This window comes from Plantibacter sp. Leaf314, assembly GCF_001423185.1.
Classification (GTDB): Bacteria; Actinomycetota; Actinomycetes; order Actinomycetales; family Microbacteriaceae; genus Plantibacter.
This window is the reverse complement of record NZ_LMOB01000002.1, coordinates 612,300-631,086: the sequence shown is the minus strand read 5'-3', so window position 1 is coordinate 631,086 and position 18,787 is coordinate 612,300. Positions and strand designations below refer to the sequence as shown.

At 67.8% G+C, this 18,787-nt stretch carries 14 protein-coding genes and 1 pseudogene; 4 read left to right on the top strand and 11 right to left on the bottom strand.

Annotation, left to right across the window (positions count from 1 at the left end; genetic code table 11):
- Positions 1 to 128 precede the first annotated feature (128 nt).
- From ASF68_RS16095 to ASF68_RS16075, 5 genes and pseudogenes are all read right to left on the bottom strand, one after another.
- A complete protein-coding gene (locus ASF68_RS16095; protein ID WP_056013349.1) occupies positions 129 to 1,808 on the bottom strand; it encodes an amidohydrolase in 1,680 nt (559 codons plus the stop codon).
- Positions 1,805 to 3,052, bottom strand: a complete 1,248-nt coding sequence (locus ASF68_RS19005; protein WP_056013346.1) for an MFS transporter — start codon at positions 3,050 to 3,052, stop codon at positions 1,805 to 1,807. The genes ASF68_RS16095 and ASF68_RS19005 overlap by 4 nt, the downstream gene beginning before the upstream one ends.
- A 53-nt stretch (positions 3,053 to 3,105) precedes the next feature.
- Positions 3,106 to 4,134 carry an agmatine/peptidylarginine deiminase gene (locus ASF68_RS16085; protein ID WP_082498748.1) on the bottom strand — a complete coding sequence of 343 codons (1,029 nt, stop codon included), beginning with the start codon at positions 4,132 to 4,134 and terminating at the stop codon, positions 3,106 to 3,108.
- A gap of 84 nt (positions 4,135 to 4,218) precedes the next feature.
- A complete protein-coding gene (locus ASF68_RS16080) occupies positions 4,219 to 7,092 on the bottom strand; it encodes an aminotransferase (RefSeq protein WP_056013338.1) in 2,874 nt (957 codons plus the stop codon).
- Between the two features lie 408 nt (positions 7,093 to 7,500).
- Positions 7,501 to 9,174, bottom strand: a pseudogene (locus tag ASF68_RS16075) (amidase); the annotation flags it as partial.
- Positions 9,175 to 9,240: 66 nt separating this feature from the next.
- On the opposite strand from ASF68_RS16075, the gene ASF68_RS16070 reads away from it, so the two are divergent.
- Positions 9,241 to 9,936, top strand: coding sequence for a TetR/AcrR family transcriptional regulator (locus ASF68_RS16070; protein WP_082456092.1), 696 nt, complete (start codon positions 9,241 to 9,243; stop codon positions 9,934 to 9,936).
- A gap of 18 nt (positions 9,937 to 9,954) precedes the next feature.
- On the opposite strand, the gene ASF68_RS16065 is transcribed toward ASF68_RS16070, so the two are convergent.
- Positions 9,955 to 10,890, bottom strand: a complete 936-nt coding sequence (locus ASF68_RS16065; RefSeq protein WP_056013330.1) for an alpha/beta hydrolase fold domain-containing protein — start codon at positions 10,888 to 10,890, stop codon at positions 9,955 to 9,957.
- Positions 10,891 to 11,119: 229 nt separating this feature from the next.
- Between ASF68_RS16065 and ASF68_RS16060 the strand changes: the two genes are divergently transcribed.
- Positions 11,120 to 12,709, top strand: a complete 1,590-nt coding sequence (locus tag ASF68_RS16060) for an APC family permease (protein WP_157580001.1) — start codon at positions 11,120 to 11,122, stop codon at positions 12,707 to 12,709.
- A 46-nt stretch (positions 12,710 to 12,755) separates the two neighbouring features.
- Here ASF68_RS16060 and ASF68_RS16055 read toward each other — a convergent pair whose 3' ends face one another.
- The 4 genes from ASF68_RS16055 to ASF68_RS16040 form a co-directional block, all read right to left on the bottom strand.
- Positions 12,756 to 13,223, bottom strand: coding sequence for a DUF3237 domain-containing protein (locus ASF68_RS16055; RefSeq protein ID WP_056013328.1), 468 nt, complete (start codon positions 13,221 to 13,223; stop codon positions 12,756 to 12,758).
- Complete coding sequence (locus ASF68_RS16050; protein WP_056013325.1) at positions 13,220 to 13,699, bottom strand: MarR family winged helix-turn-helix transcriptional regulator; 480 nt, start codon at positions 13,697 to 13,699, stop codon at positions 13,220 to 13,222. Before ASF68_RS16050 ends, ASF68_RS16055 begins: the two co-directional genes overlap by 4 nt.
- A complete protein-coding gene (locus tag ASF68_RS16045; RefSeq protein ID WP_235526851.1) occupies positions 13,696 to 14,961 on the bottom strand; it encodes a flavin-dependent oxidoreductase in 1,266 nt (421 codons plus the stop codon). The genes ASF68_RS16050 and ASF68_RS16045 overlap by 4 nt, the downstream gene beginning before the upstream one ends.
- Before the next feature lie 62 nt (positions 14,962 to 15,023).
- A complete protein-coding gene (locus tag ASF68_RS16040; protein WP_056013322.1) occupies positions 15,024 to 16,055 on the bottom strand; it encodes a LacI family DNA-binding transcriptional regulator in 1,032 nt (343 codons plus the stop codon).
- Positions 16,056 to 16,156: 101 nt separating this feature from the next.
- Between ASF68_RS16040 and ASF68_RS18875 the strand changes: the two genes are divergently transcribed.
- Together ASF68_RS18875 and ASF68_RS16035 are read left to right on the top strand one after the other, a co-directional pair.
- Positions 16,157 to 16,390, top strand: a complete 234-nt coding sequence (locus tag ASF68_RS18875) for a hypothetical protein (RefSeq protein WP_157580529.1) — start codon at positions 16,157 to 16,159, stop codon at positions 16,388 to 16,390.
- Complete coding sequence (locus ASF68_RS16035; protein ID WP_056013320.1) at positions 16,387 to 17,526, top strand: alpha/beta fold hydrolase; 1,140 nt, start codon at positions 16,387 to 16,389, stop codon at positions 17,524 to 17,526. Before ASF68_RS18875 ends, ASF68_RS16035 begins: the two co-directional genes overlap by 4 nt.
- Positions 17,527 to 18,319: 793 nt before the next feature.
- On the opposite strand, the gene ASF68_RS18870 is transcribed toward ASF68_RS16035, so the two are convergent.
- Entirely contained in the window at positions 18,320 to 18,733 is a 414-nt protein-coding gene (locus ASF68_RS18870) for a hypothetical protein (protein WP_157580526.1), read from the bottom strand.
- Positions 18,734 to 18,787: the final 54 nt, after the last annotated feature.

The window sequence follows — 18,787 nt, the reverse complement described above, 5'->3', positions numbered from 1 at the left end:
TCGCGGAGGGTCTCTCCGGTCGCGGGGTTGACGACGGCGTAGTCGCTCACTGGTGTGCTCCTTTGTCTGAGGTGCTGCTGGTGCTGGCGCGGTGCCCGAATCAGGGCGACACCGGCGGGGGTGTGGTGTCAGTCCGACTCACGAGGTGGATCGTCTGGTCCGGATTGGTCCGGGACGTCCAGGGATACCGTCGAACGGAAGACGACGTCACCGCCCGTCATGGTGAAGGCCACAGTGTTCTCGCGGAACCCGCCGGCGTCCAACGGATGCCGATCCAACGCGACCAGGTCTGCGAGGTACCCCGGTTCGAGACGCCCGATGCGGCCGTCGGCGGCGAAGGACGCCGCCGAGTCGATCGTCGCGTGTCGGAGTGCGGCATCGGGGAGCACTGCGGAGTGCAGGGTGTGTGCGGGCAGAGCCGGATCGATGATGGAGCGTCGCGTCGTCGCGATGTAGAGGTTGTCCAGCGCTTCATGCGGCGCGGTGGGGGCATCGGTTCCGAACGCCAGCCGTGCTCCCGCGTCGCTGAACGACCGCCACGGATATCCGCGCTCGGCCCGTTCGTCGCCGAGCTGCGCACGCCAGTTCGGTTGGATCGCGGGGTCGGCGTGCACGGGTTGGACCGACGCCGTGACCCCGAGTGCGGCCATCCGCGCGGGCGTCGCCTCCGAGACCACCTCGAGATGCTCCAGCCGCGGGCGTCGGTCCCACGGCGGGTTCGCCTCCACGACCGACTCGAGTACGTCCAGGGCCACGTCGCTGGCGAGGTCGCCGATGGCGTGGATGGCGATCCGGAGGCCTGACGCGTCGGCGGCGACGGCCGCTCGTTCGAGCCGCTGGGGGTCCCACATCAGGTCGCCGTTACTGCCGTCGGCATAGGGGTACGTCATTGCCGCCGTGCACGCGTCGATCACGCCGTCCAGGACGAGCTTGACCCCGATCATCGAGAGCCAGTCCGACCCGTCGGCGGCGACCTCGGCTGCGCGACGGATCTGGGCCAGGTTGCCCTCGTCATCGCCGGTGTCGACCACCAGCCAGTGCGCCGAGACGCGGACGGGTAGGGAACCCCCGAGTTGGGAGGCCGCCGTTCGGAGCGCCCGCCAACCGTCCTCGTCCATCCCCATGTCGATGACGGACGTGACTCCGGCCGCCGCGAACGCGTCGAGCGCCCGGAGCACGGACTCCACGCGATCGGCATCGCTGGTCGTCGCCGTGACATGGGCCCAGCCGATCTCATGCGCGGCACGCTCATAGAGCATTCCGGCGGGCTCGCCGGACGGGTGCCGAGACAGTCGACCGCCGGCTGGATCGGGCGTCGACGAGTCGACTCCGAGGGCCTGCAGGCCAGCCGTGTTCACCCAGATCGAGTGCATGTCGTTCGAATCGAGGAAGACGGGGATGTCGGCGACCACTTCGTCGATCATCGCAGCCGTCGGCTCACCGTCGACCGCGTCGAAGAGCCAGCCGCGGCCGCGGAGGACGGTCGCATCGTCGCCCAACCGGAAACGTTCGGCGGCGAGTCGCCGCTGGATCTCCGCGAGGTCGGCTGCGTCGGTGAGTGCGACGTTCGCCAGGCTCTGGCCGGTCCACACGAGATGCACGTGCGAGTCGACGAATCCGGGAAGGAGGACGGTACCGCTGGCGTCGATCACGACGTCGTCCGGTCGAACGCTGACGCGCTCACCGACGGAGCGGATCCTCCCGTCCTCGACGACCACGTCCACGGTGTCGGTCGTAGCGGCTCGGTTAGCTGCACGCGCGCCCGGATCCATGATCCGAGCACCCGAGATGATGGTGCGAGCGTTCATCGGGTCATCTCCTTTGTTGCGACGGTCGATTTCTCGGATGTGTCCATCCGCTGTTCCACGCGGGTGGACAGACGGGCCACGACGACGACCGGTACCACCAGCATCCAGCTGACGAGCGCAATCGCCCACCCGAAGCCGGGGTACCCGAACGTCTCCGCCAGCCATCCGCCGACCAGTGGCGAGAAGGCCGATCCGAAGAGGTAGACGCCGATCGCCGGGCCGGAGAACCGACCGTTCGCGTCCAAGGCGGCTGCTGTGGCGATGAACAGGAGGAACACGGCCAGGTAGGCGGTGTTCCAGGCGATCAGCGCGATCGTGTAGACGGTCGGGTCCGTCGTGACCGCTGCGACGAGCTTCAGCGCTCCGCCCGCGACGAGGAGGACCGCGAGCGGAACGGCACGGCCGATCCGTTCGCCGAGGAACATCAGGACGACCGCCGCGACGAGTCCGCCCGCGCTCGAGGCGCTCAGGACGAGGCCGAGGCCGGCATCGGTCAGACCGGACTGATCCGCGCCCATGATGCCGGCGAGCGCCCACACCGAATCCTCGCTCACGGCCCAGACCGCGTACATGGCCAGAAGTGCGACTCCGGCGATGGTGATGGAGCGGGAGGGACGTGGGTTCCCCGTGGTTACGTGCTGGCCGGATGCTGCCGAGGGGAGGGGATCGACTGCGACGATCGGTGCTCGAGGCAGCCAGGTCGCGGCGAAGAAGAGGAGGAACGCCGCACCGGCGATGACACCGAAGACGCTGCCGGTCGTGATGCCGATCAGCGGCACGACGGCTAGGATGATGGTCACGACGACGCGGTTGACCAGGCCGTTCGCAGCTGACATCCGGTTCGGGTTGCGCAGCGCTGCGAGTGCAGCACCGCTTGCGGAGAGCGCCCCGCCGGTGCCGACACCTCCCGCGACGATCGCAATGACGGTGACACTGGCACCGGGGTTGAGCGCTGCCACGGTGAACGCCACGGCCGCCAGTGCCAGGCCGATCCGCGCGACGAGGGTGCGACGCGCTCCCTCGGCCAAGCGGGTGGTGGCCACGCACGACACCGCGCTGGCGAGCAAAGAACCGGTCATCACTGCGCCGGCCTCGGTGGCCCCCATGCCGAGCGACTGCTCGAGCGCGAGGACCATGAAGGGGAGCAGATTGCCGGCAAGCAGCCCCAGCACGGACAGCCCGAAGGTGGATATGGCGCGTCTCGTGTTGAGTGGGAGCCGCGTGTCGTTACCGGTTGGAGCCATGATGACCTCGTTCCCCGGCTCGATCGCCGGATGTGTCGGTATGGAGGGGGAGCTCAGCTCACGGCGGTGAGCGCCGGCTGTTGTTGGGTGATGCAGTGGATACCGCCGCCACGGGCGAAGAGTGGCAGTGCGTCGACGGTGGAGATGGTGCGTCCGGGGTAGGCGTCACTCAGGATCGAGCGTGCCCGGGCGTCGGCTGCCTCCTCGCCGAAGCCGCAGGCGATCACCCCGCCGTTGACCACGAGGTGGTTGACGTAGCTCCAGTCGACGAAGCCCCCGTCGTCTTGGATCGTCGCCGGCCCGGGCAGCGGGATGATCTCCACCGAACGTTCGAGCGCTTCGAACTGCTCCTTCAGCTCGCGCCGGAGGAGCGGCATCACCGCTGCGTCCGGGTGCCCCGCGTCGAGCTGGTCGTGGAGGAGTAGGCGGTCCGGAGCGGCGAAGGTCGCGACGATGTCGACGTGGCCGTTCGTGCCCAGATCCTCGTAGTCCCGCGTCAGCCCCTGCGAGAGCCAGACCGCGTGTTCGGCGCCGATCGTCCGAGCCATCTCCGTCTCGACGCGCGCTCGGTCGGCGAAGGGGTTGCGTCGAGGATCGAGCTGAACCGTCTCCGTGAGCAGGACGGTGCCGGTCCCGTCGACGTGGAGTCCGCCACCTTCCGCGACCAGCAGGGAGGAGACGATCTCCGCGCCGACGTGCTCGCCGACGAGTCGAGCGACGCGAGCGGACTGCTGCCACTCCGCCCACGCCGGGGCACCCCAACCGTTGAAGATCCAGTCGACGGCGCCGAGCGTTCCCGGTCGGTCGGGATCGAGGACGAAGGTCGGTCCCATGTCCCGCATCCAGAACTCGTCGACCGGCGCTTCGATGATCTCGATGGACGGGTCCAGCATCCGTCGTGCGCGCCCGATCTCGGTCGGGTCAACCACCATCGAGACGGGCTCGAACTCCAAGATCGCATGAGCCACCGCGGTCCAGGCGGCGTAGCCTTCCTCGCGGGCGGCGAGCGTGTCTCCGAGGGTGAAACCCTCGCGGGGGAAGGCCATCCACGTTCGGGTGTGTTCCGCGGTCTCAGCTGGCATGCGCCACATGGGGGGTACTCGATTCGGTCGGGGTGGGTGGGAGAGGATGACGGTTCGGGACGACGGTGGAGCTCGTCGAGCGGTTCACCAGCCCGTCGCCAGGACGTGTGCGACGGCGTCGACGAAGTAGTCCGCGGACTCCTCGGTGATGCAGAGGGGTGGCTTGATCTTGAACACGTTGAGGTGGTCCCCGGTCGGTTGCATGATGACCCCGAGCTCTCGCAGCCGGTCGCAGATGGCTGCGGTCTCGAGCGTCGCGGGTTCGAGCGTGTCCTGATCCCGGATGAATTCGAGTCCCAGGTAGAGCCCGGAACCATGGACGGTACCGATGATCGGATACTGATCGCGCAGGGTTTCGAGCCGCGACTTCAGGTGACTGCCGACCCGTCGAGCGTTCTCCTGCAGGCCTTCGTCGCGGATGACGTCGAGGACGGCCAGGCCGACCACCGATGAGAGCGGCGAGCCGCCGGTCGACGAGAAGAAGTAGCCCTGCGTCCGATACCGATCGGCGATCGCCCGGCTTGTGATCACGGCCCCGATCGGCTGACCGGCGCCGATCGACTTCGCGACGGCCACGACGTCGGGCACGGCGTCCTGCTGCTGGAACCCCCAGAACCACTCGCCCAGGCGGCCGAATCCGACCTGGACCTCATCGGCGATCGCGACGCCGCCGTGGCGCCGGACCGCCGCGTACACCTGACGGAGGTAGCCGTCGGGCAGTGCGACGCCGCCCGCGTTGCCGAAATAGGACTCGCAGAGGAAGGCTGCGGGTGGGGTGCCGGCTGCGGCGAGGGCGTCGATCGCCTCCGCCGCCTCCGGTGCATACTTCGCCGCATCGGCTCCGCGATGGGAGCCCCGGTAGGAGTTGGCTGCTGCGACGGTGTGCACCCAGTCGGGACGCGTCTCGAGCGCAGACGGGTTGTCGGCGATCGAGGTGGAGACGGCGTCGCTCGCGTAGGTCCACCCGTGGTACGCCTCACGCATCGCGACGACGTCGTCCCGGCCGGTCGAGGCCTGCGCGAGACGGATGGCCAGATCGACCGCTTCCGAGCCCGAGTTCACGAAGAACACGGTGTCCAGCTCGTCGGGCAACGTCGCGGCGATCCGCTCCGCGTAGTCGGCGATGGCCCGGTAGTGGAACCGCGAGTTCGTGTTCAGGAGCCGCAGCTGTCGGTACGCCGCATCTGCGACTCGCGGGTGCGCGTGTCCGATCGATGCGATGTTGTTCACCATGTCCAGGTAGACGCGTCCGTCCACGTCGATGAGGTACTCCTTCCACCCGCGTTCGATCTGGGGCGGGTGGGCGTAGTAGTGCTCTTGGACCTCCGCGAGGACGGCCTCACGACGGTCGAGCACGTCGTCGTGGTCGTCCGGGTGCTGCGGGGCGAGGCCGAAGGCCGGGCCGGGGTCGCCGAGGAGCGACCGCCACCCGGGTGCGAGGGCGGCGGTGGTGCGTTCCGGGGCGGGGGACTCCGGACCGTGGTGCAACTGGACGAACAGTGGTGTGCGCGCGGGCAGGACGTCGACTCCGGTGACGGGCAAGCCGGATACGGTGATCGTCCCATGCTCGCCTGTGACGGCGATCGTGCCCGGCCGGACGGCGCTCACCGTGCCGAGGCGGTCGACCGGTGTCGCGTCGGCGAGCCACAGGCCCATCCCGGTGGGGACGGTCGCCGGGGCGGACGGGGTGCGAGCAGGTGCGCCCGTGAGCACAGGCCGCCACGGTGGGAGGAAAGCGGCGTCAGCCCCGTCGTCCAGGGCTGCCAGGGCCGCGCCGGCGAGCGTGTCCTCACGCATCCAAGCGCCCTCGGCGTTCACCTCGGAGAGGGTGCCGGCATCGATGGCGACTGCGCGAGCGAAGGTGAGTAGGGGAGCCCCCAGCCACTCGACGCCGGCACGGGATGGTTCCCCCAGGGCGTCGCGGATGAGGGTGGTCATCACCTGCACGGGCACGGATGCCGCGACCTCCAGGATGCGCATCTCGCGATCGAGGGCATCGCTCGCGTAGGTGTTCTCCCGGTCCAGTCGAACCTGCTGACGGCCGCTCAGTGCGAGCACGGCGCCGCGCAGCACGACCAGGGGCCAGAGCGCGGTCCGTTCGTGTTCATCGAGCGGTCGGCGCGCGTGGAAGGCCCTGATCGCAGGAAGCCCGGAGGTGATCGTCGCCCCGTCGTGGTGGAGGATCGAGGACACCGTCACCGCGATCTCGCCCACGCGCCACGAGCGGACGACGTCCCCGAAGTCGATCACCGCGTCCGGGAGTGGTTCGTCGGAGCGGCGCAGCACGTTGTCGTCGGTGATGTCGAAGTGTCCGGCCTGGATCGGCAGTCCGTCCGCTACGCGGTCGAGGGCGAGGAGCGCGTCGTCCGCGGCGGCTCGGATGGTCGCCCGCACGTCGGCCTCCGGCTCCAACGGGAGCAGCGTGTCGATGACGCGGCCGGCATGCCTGAGGTCCCACTGGAGCACCCGATCTGCGGCCGGGTGCTCGAAGTCGGCGAGGGCCAGGCTGACTCTCGCCGCGAGATCCCCCATGCGCTCGACGACGGCGGCGGAGAGATGACCGGAGCCCATCAGGGTCCGTCCTTCGAGGTTCTCGATCACCCGCGCGTGGATGCGACCCTGCGAGGTGTCCCACCAGGCGCTCATCGTGCCCCGCGGTCCGACGACGGCACGGGGGACTCTGAGCGCTGGCTCGCGTTCACCGACGAGCGCGGATGCGGCGTCCTGCATCGCGATCTCGGTCTCGCTGAAGGCTGGGTTGCTCAGCTTCAGCACGCCGAGCGGGTTGCTTGAACCTCGTTCGAAGACCCGGAAGTTCTGATCCTGCTGACTGCCGAGCGACCGGACGTCGACGTCGACGCCGAACGTGGCGGTGAACAGCCTCCGGACCTCGTCATCCGGGAGTGCCGGCGAGGGGAGCTCGACGTGTTGGAAGTAGTCGAAGTACTCGGTCCCCATGATGTTTCTCCAATGGTCTACAGATGGTGAGGTGGAAGTGGAGCTGAACGTTCGAGGTCAGAAGGGCGCTGCCAGCGTCGTGGCGACAGCCCCGACGGTGGCTCCACCGGACTGCCTGACCACGACCACGACGAGGGGGCCGTACGGCGCCCGCCATTCGCTGTGCGGCTGCTCGAAGCGACCGGCGGGGACGGTGAGTTCGCCCTCGAGCCGGTCCCCTCGCCGGGTGAGTTGCACCGGCACGCCGTCGACGGAGGCGACGGCCTCATCGGCGACGCCACCGGTTACCGTGGCCGTGAACCGGACCACGTCGTCGTGCGCTCCAGCGTCGACCGTCACCGTTCCGATCGCCACGGTGATCGAACCCGGTGCGGCGGGAGCTGCGGTGGGGAAGAGTTGCTCGGTCGCGAGCGTCGGCGTCCTCCCGGGTGCTACTCGTCGCTGACGGAGGGACTCGACGGCTGCGGCGATCCGCATGAGGCGAACGTCGTCGTGCGCGCGCCCGGCGATGGTCGCGCCCACGGGCATTCCCAGGTCGTCCATGACGCCCATCGGGACGGTGAACGTTGGGACCCCGAGGTGCCTCGGCACCAGGTTGCCGTTCGACACCCAGACACCGTTCTGCCAGGCGATGTCGGCGGATCGCGGGTTCACGTCCGCATCCGCCGGGCCGATGTCGGCGGCTGCGGGGAAGATCACCGCATCGAGGCGTTCCTCGTCCATCCAGGCTTCCAGGTCGCTGCGCCGCGCCGCTTCCAGGCCGCGAAGCCCCTGTTCCAAGCCGGGGATCTCGGCCCAGTCGACGACGCGCTCAGCGGCCCGCGGGACGTAGTCGGCGATGTCGTACGCGATGTCGAACGGGAACCGACCGTATCGGTCGTCGAGGGCTCCCTGCGGCTTGGGGAAGATGCGCGGCGCGTCCGCGTCGGCGAGCCGGTGGAGCGTCGGGTCGGCGTTCCGTCGGAGGTGGTCGTCCATCGCCCAGATCGATAATGCGCCCACCTCGTCGAGGAGGTACTGCTCCGTGACCAGGCCTCGCTCGACGAGGTCGAGGTCGCCCTCATGCAATCGCTCGTAGTTGTCGACTGCCGGGAAGGCGGTTTCGACCACTTCCGCGCCGGCGGCCTCGAGCTCAGCTCGCAGGGTCGACCAGAGGGCGATGACACTCTCACGGGTCGTGATCGGGTGGGCGGACTCGGCGTCTCCATTGATGTACATCCGCGGCACCGCGAATCGCAGACCCTTCAGGGGCAGTGGGTCGAGGTCGACGAGCGAGCCGGGTCGCAGCTCCGACGGGCGGGGGAGAGCGATCCACGGCTGGGTCCGCCAGAAGTCGCCGTCCGTGTCCAGGTCGTCGGCGATCAGCGTGTCCACGACGATCTGCATATCGGACATGGTCCGGGTGTGCGGAACGACGACGTCCATGGTCGGTACCAACGGCCAGTTGCCTCGGAGGGAGATCACGCCGCGGGACGGCGTGTACGCCACGAGCCCGTTGTTCGACGCCGGCGCCCGGCCCGAGGACCAGGTCTCCTCTGCGAGTCCGAAGGCGGCGAAGCTCGCCGCCGTCGCCGTACCCGACCCGTTCGACGATCCGGAGCCGAAGGCCGACGTCAGGAAGCCGGGATCGTACGGGGATTCCGCCCGACCGTAGAGACCGCGCTGCATCCCGCCGGCCGCCATCGGCGGCATGTTGGTCAGACCGAGGAAGACCGCGCCGGCCTTCCGGAGTCGGTCGATGGCGAACGCATCCCGCGACGCGACGACGTCGGAGAAGGCAGGAGATCCGGCTGACACGGTCATCCCCGCCACGGCGTAGCTGTCCTTCGCGGTGAACGGGATGCCGTCGAGCAGCCCGAGCGACGCTCCGTCGGCACGCCGGAGATCGGAAGCGCGCGCGTCGTCGAACGCGCGGGGACTGATGACAGGAACGGCGTTGAGCCGGATGCCCGACCGATCATAGAAGGCGATGCGATTGAGATAGCGGGCGACGAGTTCCACGCTCGTCACGAGCCCCTCGTCCATCGCAGCGTTCAGCTGCCGAATGTCGGCTTCGACGACGGTGAAAGTCGAGTTGTCCATGAGTCTCATTTCCGAATACGCACGGCGATCCGGCGCGTTGGGACTAAAACATACAGCGTTTGTTTCTTGAGCACCAGACTTCTTCAACGGATAGGCTGGGGTGCGTACAAGGAGGTTCCTATCGCTCGACCGCCGAGACCCCTACTCAGTCGTGATCTCATCGCCCGCACCGCCCTCGCACTCGTGGACCGAGAGGGCGTCGAGGGTGCGAGCATCCGCCGTGTGGCCGCGAAGCTCGGCGTGAATCCGGCGTCGTTGTACAACCACGTGCCGAGCCGTGCCGCCATGGTCGAGGACGTACGAGCGCTGGTGTCGGCGCCGATCGACTCACGGCCGCTCGTCGAACAGCCGTGGGAGGAGGGATTGTTCGCCTGGGCGACGTCCTACCGACGGGCGTTCGCGAACCATCCGAAGACGATCCCGCTCCTCATGACCACCAAGGTGTCCGCGCCAGTGCTCCTCGCCGAGTACGAGGACTTCGTCGTCGCGGCGGAAGCCGTCGGATGGCGGATCGGCGACGTCCTGCCGCTCCTGACCGCGTTCGAGTCGTTCATCCTGGGCAGCGTGCTGGACATGTCTGGTCCGACCGTCGTCTTCGATCCCAGCGGACAGGAGGATCGGTTCCCCCGGTTCGCCGCGGCGTTCGTCGCTCTGGAGGACGAGGACCCGCTCGACCCGGTGGCGACGCGAGCGTTCGAGCTGGGGCTACGGATGCTCATCGCGTCCGCTCGGCCGCAGGGCCGACCGACCGAGGAACGCTAGGCCGCGACGCGCGGCGGCTCAAATCCCCATGAGTGCTCGGGTGCGATCCGCCCTCCAACGGTCCGCGAACGCCGAGTCGAGGGCCATCGAGTCGTAGGCGTGCGGTGCGCCGGGGTGGACGTGCAGTTCCGTCTGTACCCCCGCCCGCAACAATCTGCGCGCGTAGTCGATGCTCTCATCGCGGAAGAGGTCGACGCTTCCGACCTCGATGTATGCCGGCGCAAGGCGCGAGAAGTCCCCGAGCCGTGCGGGGGCGGCATACGCCGAGACCGCGTCGGTCCCCAGACGGTCGCCGAGCAGCGCATGCCAGCCGGTGTAGTTGTCGTCGTCCGTCCAGATGCCCGGTCGGCCGAGTGAGGGATCCGCGCCGACCGTGCGATCGTCGAGCATCGGGAAGATGAGGATCTGGCGGGCGACTTCGATCCCGTTGTCGCGCGCGATGATCGCCGCCGCCGCCGCGATTCCACCGCCGGCGGAGTCTCCCATGAGTGCCAGCCGGTGTGGATCGACCCCCAACTCGGTCGCGTGTTCGGACAACCAGCGCAGGGCGGCCATCGCGTCCTGCGCCGGGGTGTCGCCAGTGGCGGCGGGGGCCAAGCGGTAGTCGACGGAGAGGATCGGCACCCCGGACCAGTGCACGTGGTGCGCCACGTAGGGGTGGTAGATCTCGACCGAACCGGCGATCAGACCGCCGCCGTGCAAGAACACCACCGCCGATCCAGGCGCCGATCCGACGCGGCTGTACCAGCGCGCGAGGATCTCCTGCCCATCGTCCACCGGCAGGCGGACATCACGATGCGAGACGTCGGGTGTGGGACCCATGCGCCGGAACTCCTCCGCGAGGAGCGGATCGAGCGCGGCGCGGCGGGCTGCGGCGTCGCCCCGCGGCAGTCTTGGAGCCGCGGCTGCTTCCGTCAATGCGGCGTCGAAGATCGGATCGACCGTGATCGGCACGTTGTCTCCTTGGGTCGCGTCCGGGTCGGGTCCCTCGCGTCGAAAGGAAAACATACACCGTATGTCGGTCTAGGTCGAGAGTGAATATCCAGTAAAGAAATCGCTATTGACACAATTGCGCATTGACTCCTAACGTCAGCTTCTGGTCGGCCTCTCTCAGGTGACACGACCCGTCCGCCGTCATCGACGACGCGCGTCCTGCATCACCCTCGAGAAAGACTGGCCTGGCGTGGACACGTTCGACCTCAGCGGCCCGAGCCCGCAGACACGTTCCCTGGACGCCGTGACCGGCTTGAGCAGGAAAGGCCTGCCCCGGGGACAGATCGGGGTGCTCGGAGCGCTGGTCCTGGGGATCTCGACCTGTGCGCCGGCGATCACGCTCACCGCGTCGGTCGGCCCGGCGGCGAGTGTGGTGGGGGATCAGACCCCCGCGATCTTCCTCGTCGGCTTCATCCCGATGCTCCTCGTGGCGTTCGGATACCGGGCGCTGAACACGGCGATGCCGGATTCGGGGACGTCGTTCACCTGGGGCTCGCGTGCCTTCGGGCCGTGGGTCGGATGGCTCACCGGTTGGGGACTCGTGGCATCGACGGTGCTCGTCCTGTCCAATCTCGCAGGCATTGCCGTCGACTTCTTCTACCAGAGCCTCGCGATTCTGTTCCGCGATCCATCGCTGGCGCTGTTGACGGAGAACCCGGCCATCAACGTCGCGACCTGTCTCGCCTTCATGGCGATCGCCACGTTCATCTCCTACCGGGGGATGACGTCAACCAAGGTGTTCCAGTACTGCGCCGTCGCGTTCCAGATGGCCATCCTCGTGTGGTTCCTCATCGCCCTCCTCGCCGGAGCGGCCGACGACGCCAACCCGGCCGGCCGCGTCCCGGACCTGTCGTGGTTCGACCCGACCCGCATCGACGGATTCAGTGCATTCTCCGCAGGGCTCGCCGTCTCGATCTTCGTCTATTGGGGATGGGACACGGTCCTCACGATGGGCGAGGAGACCAGGGCCGCGCGCGGCCGGATCTCCACCGAGAGCAAGGCGGCATCGATTCTTCTCGTCCTGCTCGTCGTAATGTACGTCGGGATCGCGGCGGCGACCCTCGCATTCGCCGGCACCGGTACGACCGGGACCGGACTCGGTAATCCGGACATCGCGGAGAACGTCTTCGCCGCGCTCGCGAACCCGGTGATGGGACCTGCGGCGATCCTGTTGTCCCTGGCGATCCTGGTCAGCGCCATGGCATCCATCAACTCGACCGCGATCTCGCCGGCGCGCACGATGCTCGCGATGGCCCACTACGGCGCCCTTCCCGCCGGGCTGAAGCGCATCCATCCGCGATACAAATCGCCGTCGGCAGCGCTCCTGACCTCATCGATCGTCGCGTCCGTGTTCTACGCGGTCCTCCGCTTCGTGAGCGAGGACACGCTCTGGGACACGATCACGACGCTGAGCATCATGGTGTGCTTCTACTACGGCCTCACCGCCTTGGCCAGTACCTGGTACTTCCGCAAGCAGGCCATTGCGACCGGCTGGAAGGCCGTGCTCGCTCAGGTGGTCCTACCCGGGATCGGCGGGGTGATGCTCCTGGTCATCTTCGCGCAGACTCTCTGGGACGCCATGGACCCGGCGTTCGGCTCCGGAAGCCAGATCCTCGGGGTGGGGCTGGTCGGCATCATGGGTGTGCTGGTGTTCGTGGTCGGCATCGTCATCATGTTCATCCAGGCGAAGGCCTCACCCGCCTTCTTCCGCGGCGAGACCCTGAGCCGCTCCGATGCGGTCGCCGATGCGGCCCTCGACGAGCAACGCCTGCTGTCGTGACCGCGGGGCTCCGCCGGAGACTCACCGGGCATCCAGCAGTGGGCTGCTAGGTGACGCGGTAGGCGCGGTACTCGACCGTCGCCGCGCGCCGGACGCAGGACGCGACGAACAGCGAGTGCTGAAGGTGCTCCAGCCGGGGAGCGGAGGTCTCGATGCTGACACTGGTGCGGAAGTAGTACTCGGCGGGTGGGACCTCGGCCCCCGCGAGGAGTGACGCGAGGACGGCTGGGCTCCCACTTCGCACGCCGCTGACCCGCAGATGGACGAGGTCTCCGGACCGCGTCCGCGCCGAGTACCGCCCGTCGATCTCCAAGGCGCCGTCGGTACGCATGATCTGCCAATCGGCTCCGCCGGGAAGGATCTCCGCCTCGACATCACCGCGCAGCGAACCGCCGGTGACCGGGATGATCCGGCGGTGGCCGGCTCGAGTGGGTCCGTGGTCCTGGAGCTCGCCCAGGGTCACGATCGCGTCGAAGGCTGGGACGAGCGTGGGTACAGGTGCCTGGGTGGTCATGTGCGGAGGTCTTTCGATCGGTGGTCGGGGAGCGGTTTCGGTCGGGTCTGCAGGGCCGCGCGGAGTCGTTCCAACGAGGGCAGCGCATCGGACAGGAGTCGTTGATCGTCCGGACCGAGGGCGCCGGTGACGTCGGCCAGGATTTCGGTGGCTGCCTGGTCGAACGCGGTGAGGTGCTGGAGCGCCAGCGTTGAGGCGCGCACCTCGACCTGGCGACGGTCACCGGCCCCCGGCTGCCGGGTGATGAGATCGGTCTGCTCCATTCCGCCGAGCAGATTGCTCAACGTCGACCGCTGGAGGCCCAGCTCGGCTGCGAGCTCGCCAGGCGATCGGACCACCCCGGGCGGAAGCGCCCGCAAGACCTCGATCTGCGCGTCCGGGATGTTCGGCAACCCCTCCCGCTCCTTCGCTGCGGCGAGCAACGCCCGCCGCAGCGGCGAGATCACGGCGGCGAGTCGCGAGGCGTCGAGCGTCATGCCCGCACCCGGGCGCTGAGCGACGGGCGCAGGTTCAGCGCCTCGGGATGGAACCCGGCAGCCCGCTTGTACCCATCCGCGATGGCCGCGAGCTCCGCGGCCGGGATCACGTCGTCGATGTGCTCGAACCCCTCGGGCGCGCGCTCGTAGGCGAGTTGCATCACCTGTTCCGGGCCGGTCCTGCGGGTCTCCTCCAGCAGGGCGGCGGTGCGTGGGCGGCGTTCCGCCTCGTAGCTTTCCAGCGCCTCGTCGATCGTCGCGCAGGTCGCGAGTCGATGGGCGAGCGTCCGCGCATCGATGATCGCCTGGGACGCGCCGTTCGACCCGTTCGGGTACATCGCATGCGCGGCGTCGCCCAGCAGTGTCGTGCGACCGAAGGTCCAGCGCGGAAGCGCGTCGCGGTCGACCATCGGGTACTCCAGGATCTCGTCAGCCGTGCCGATGAGTCCGGGGATGTCCAGCCAGTCGAACGACCAGTTGCGGAAGCGCTCGACGATCGGCGCGGGATCGACCCGAGCGTTCCAGTCGACCGCCGCGGACGCTGCGCCGCGTTGCTCGGCGACGAAGTTGATGCGTGCCAGCCCGTCGGCGTCGGGCGGGGACAGCGGGTAGGCGACGAACTTCTGGTCCGAGTCACCGGCCATGATCATCGTCGTGCCATCCAGGAACGGCGCTGCGACCGTCGTTCCACGCCAGAGCGTCAAACCGCTCTCGCGCGGCGGGCCCTCCGTCGGGTAGTACTGCGCGCGCACGGCGGAGTGGATGCCGTCGGCGGCGACCACGAGGTCGGCGGTGACGTCGGCCGGCCCGTCCGGCGTATCGAGCACCACGCGGTCACGGTCGGTGCCGGAGATCACCTCGACGAGTCGGTGCGAGGTGTGGACTCGGTCTCCGAGGCGCTCGCGCACCGCATCGAGGAGCTCGAGCTGCAGGCGTCCGCGGTGGACGGACTGCTGCGGCCACCGGTAGCCCGCGGCGAGACCACGCGGCTCCTGCCAGATGAGCTGCCCGCGTCGGTTGTGATAGCCGAGTCGTGACGGCGCGACCCCGAGCGACGCGATGCGCTCGGCGAGTCCGAGTTCGGTGAGCTCGCGGAGGGCATGGGGGAGCAGATTGATGCCGACGCCAAGTCCGCGGATCCGTGCGACCCGATCGTAGATCTGGATGTCCCGGAATCCGGCGGCTTCGAGGCTGAGTGCCGTGGCGAGTCCGCCGATGCCAGCTCCGATGATGACCACGCGCATGATGTGTCCCTCTCTCATCCGACATCGTCGTCGGCCTGAAGTGCACATAGTTTTGCATTTGAATTACCTGATGTACAGGGTCAATCTGCCGACGGTCCCCTCGTTGACCCGCGCGGCCGGAACGGCAGTTCGAGCCAGTCGACCTGCGGTGCCGCTCGGGAGACGTCGCCTTCGGGGGCTGGATCCTGCAGGAGCGCGACCAATGCGCGCCCGGCGCGGATGCCTGCCTCCCGCGGACGGAGGTCAACCGCGGAGACCGGGGGATCGACGATGAGCAGTGACGGGCTGTCCGTGTACGAGGCGAGCTGGATGTCACCGGGCACCGATCGTCCCGACGCGTGCAGCGCCGTCAGTACCCCGACGCCGAGCCCTTCCGGGAGACAGAGGATCGCGTCGAGCTCGGGCCGCTCGGTGAGCATGCCGCGCACGATCTCGGACAGTTCCGGTGACGTCGGGACCCTGTGGAGCAGGGTGACATGGAGGCTCACCCCGTTGGCGGACGACCATTCGCGCGCCGCTTGGCTGGCCTCCCGGACCCACATCTGATCGAGATCCGGAGCGAGGATGCCGATCGTGCGCGACCCGCCGTCACGCAGGCGCTCGAGGACGTGGCGTACGGCCGAGGCGTGGTCGGCAGCCACTACGCCGGCAGGCTGGGGTAGCTCTGGAGGGACGAGCTCCGAGCTGACCGTCGGCCGTGGGTCGAGCAGGATCGCTCGGGCCAGATCATCGTGTGCGTCGACGTCTGCGAGGACGAACCCATCGACATGGAGTCCGGCGACTTTGCGTCCAGCGAGGTTTCCGGGGATGAGGGAGACCGTCAGCTCTTCGTCCTGTGTGCCTTCGACCAAGCCGAAGGTGAAGTTCATGTAGTAATCCATGAAGCGGAGATCCCGAGGGAGCCAGAGGCCGACCGCGCCGGCTCGCGCTCGTCGGAGGTTCCGCGCGCCGCTGTTCGTGACGTAGTCGAGTCGTCGCGCGGCATCCTGCACCTTCGCACGAGTCTCCGCGGAGACTCGTCCTCCGCCTGTGAGTGCGCGTGACGCCGTACCTCGGGAGATGCCGCACAGGTCGGCGACATCCTGCAGCGTCGCGATTCGTCTCGTGGGCATGTCCGCTCCTCCGTGACGAGCCTAGGTGATCGATCGAGATGAACCGATGATGAACAATCGATTGCGCATCGGCTGCCGATAGTGCCGCTCAGATCGGTGAGTTGGCCCGCGGCGTCGACGCCATCTGGCGAAGGATCGTTCCGGCTGAAACACGTGAGCGCGAAGGATTCGACCACGACGACCCGGAGATGCTGCTGCACCGCCAACTCATCGAAATCGAGGACGTGCTGCTCACCAAGGACGCGCAGGCGGCCCTCACGCCAGACGAGCAAGCGACGGTCGAGACAGCACAATCGCGGATGGCGGCGCTCGCCGAACTCGAGGACGGACGATGAATCTCGTGATCGTCGGAGCGATCATCGGTGCGGTGGCGATCTGCGCGGTTGCTGCTCTGGGCGGCGTCGGGGTCGCGACCGCAAGGCGCCTAGTGCTCGGCGGTCCCGTTCGGTACGTCAGCGTTCTCAACGCCGCAGAAGCGATCGCGCCGGGCGGCACCGTCCGCTTGGGGATCGATGCGGTGACGACCGTCCCCGGTCACTTTGCACTGGAGTTCGACACCGGGGAACGGGTCCTCATCGAGGACGTCCTCTCGGTCGACCATGCCGCGGGCAGGGTTGACCGGCTCGTGGTGACAGGCGATATCCCCGTAGGCGCGACACAAGCCCGCTTCACGGGAACCACGCTCACCATTGAAGATTTCCCGCACGCGAGCTTGGACGACCGAACGCCATCCGGAGCCTGGCGCTTCGACGCTGGCGCCACCTCCGACACGTGGGTCATCCATGTTCACGGGCTCGGTGCATCCCCGCAATCGACCCTGCGCTCAGTGCGGACCGTCGAGAAGCTCGGCTTGCCGTCTCTTGTGGTCTCGTTCGGCCAGCCATTCGAGGCGCGGCGGGTCGGCTTGGCTTCCGACGACATCGATCAAGTCGTGGCGGCCGTCGACGAGGCTGTAGCTCTCGGTGCCACGCGTGCGATTCTCTGCGGCTGGTCGTTCGGAGCAGCGATGTGTCTCGCCGCTGCTCGGGTGCGACCGGAACTAGTCGCCGGAGCCATCCTTGTGTCCCCGATGATCAGTCTCGCCCGAGCAGCCTTCGACGGGGCTCGTCGCACGGGGCGATCGCGTGTGCCTGTCGTGGCCGCGTTTGCTGTGTTGAGCTTCCCGCTAGCCGCTCGGCGGGTGGGAGTACGAGGAGCCCTCCGCATTCGAGCACTCTCGCGCGGGGTTCCGAACGGTCTGCCGGTACTCGCTCTGCATTCGGTGGGAGACCGGCTCCTACCAATCGAGTCAACCCAATGGGCCACAGACGCTACAGACCAGATGACGCTGATCAGTCTGCCCGATGCGCCGCACGGCCTCGAATGGAACCGCGACGCCCGACAGTTCGAGAGCGCGATTCGGCGATGGATGGAAAGCATCAATGCCGACACCTGGCCGGGTGAGGTGCCCCCTCGCGCCTCCGTGCATTGAAGTAACGCCCAGTCCTTGGACGGAACCGGCCACAACCGCTGCACATTGCGGGCGAGTCGGGAGCTTCTGAGGAGGTCACCGATCTTGGACCATTCTCTGGCCGAGAGGAGGGGCTACTCCGCGAGCTCAACTTCGTCTTCGGCGACTACCGCCACCTTGGATAGTGATCCACGGAAGAGTTCGCCCGCGAGTTATTATCGGTCGTTATCAGGGTCTCCCAGTTTGGCACTTCGCTAGATGCCGTGGACGTCGTTGGTCGGGGAAGTGGTGCTGGTGATGGTTGAAACCGAGTCCGGGTTTTGGGGCAGTCAGGGTCGGCTAGGGCAAATCAGGAGTGGGGACTTACTCAACCGCTATGTGTTTGTATATCCCGACACGGCCGAGCCTTGGTGGACGGTGGTTGTCGAAACGACCCCCGACGCGACAGTGCCGGACGATCGATACATCCCAGATACTGACTACTTCGTGAGCCTCATGCATGACTGGGAGGTTGAGTGGCTCCCACGCGGACAAGAGGAGCAGGACCTCGAGGCGGAACTCTTCGGGTGGAGGCCGCTCAACGACATGCCGAGCTGGACGAGTACGAGCATCCAACCGGCTCGGTTTCGAAGCAGCTGACGAGTTGCGCCACGAGAGCAGCAGGAGCATCCGACACTGGCACACCAGGCAGATCCGCAGGCAGACATATGAGCTACATGTCGGTGAATCATCAACAGGCTCGGCGCGTCGTCGCCGGGCCTGTTGCTATTCGAACCAGGGCCGTCCGCAGTGAGCTTGCAGGACGCGCCAGCCGCTAATTTGGAGTCGACAGATCGATAGGGCTAACGCCGAGCGGTGTGCGGATCTCGAACCGTGTCGGCGTCGGCTGCAGCGACCACTTCCATACCGATCGCCATTCCGTTCCGTCGCCACCTAAGTACCTGATGCCTGGGTCCGCGCCATCGGCGGGCAGTTCGGAGAGGGCGATTCGGATCTCAGCAAGGTACTTCTCGGCGCCGGTCAACGGAGGGTCCCCAGCTCGGCTAGGGCCGTGGGTTGCTGCGGCCGCGAGGTAGTCCTGGGATGCTCGGCTGTAGATCTCGTCGTACTGCCGGGTGAGGGGCGATGGGATCGCGTCGGCGTATGCGGTCACTACGCCGGCCTCGCGCGCAATGGTGACGACGACCTCAATTCCTGAGGTCGTCGTCACCAATCGTGAGAAGGTCACGCAGCTTCCGCGGGATGTGAAGCGTCCACGCTCTGAGTCTGCCATCCGACGATG

Excerpts from the sequence above, each read along its gene's own strand:
- ASF68_RS16095 (WP_056013349.1), bottom strand. The coding sequence starts at position 1,808 with ATGAACGCTCGCACCATCATCTCGGGTGCTCGGATCATGGATCCGGGC.
- ASF68_RS19005 (WP_056013346.1), bottom strand. The coding sequence starts at position 3,052 with ATGGCTCCAACCGGTAACGACACGCGGCTCCCACTCAACACGAGACGC.
- ASF68_RS16085 (WP_082498748.1), bottom strand. The coding sequence starts at position 4,134 with ATGCCAGCTGAGACCGCGGAACACACCCGAACGTGGATGGCCTTCCCC.
- ASF68_RS16080 (WP_056013338.1), bottom strand. The coding sequence starts at position 7,092 with ATGGGGACCGAGTACTTCGACTACTTCCAACACGTCGAGCTCCCCTCG.
- ASF68_RS16055 (WP_056013328.1), bottom strand. The coding sequence starts at position 13,223 with ATGACCACCCAGGCACCTGTACCCACGCTCGTCCCAGCCTTCGACGCG.
- ASF68_RS16050 (WP_056013325.1), bottom strand. The coding sequence starts at position 13,699 with ATGACGCTCGACGCCTCGCGACTCGCCGCCGTGATCTCGCCGCTGCGG.
- ASF68_RS16045 (WP_235526851.1), bottom strand. The coding sequence starts at position 14,961 with ATGAGAGAGGGACACATCATGCGCGTGGTCATCATCGGAGCTGGCATC.
- ASF68_RS16040 (WP_056013322.1), bottom strand. The coding sequence starts at position 16,055 with ATGCCCACGAGACGAATCGCGACGCTGCAGGATGTCGCCGACCTGTGC.
- ASF68_RS16035 (WP_056013320.1), top strand. The coding sequence starts at position 16,387 with ATGAATCTCGTGATCGTCGGAGCGATCATCGGTGCGGTGGCGATCTGC.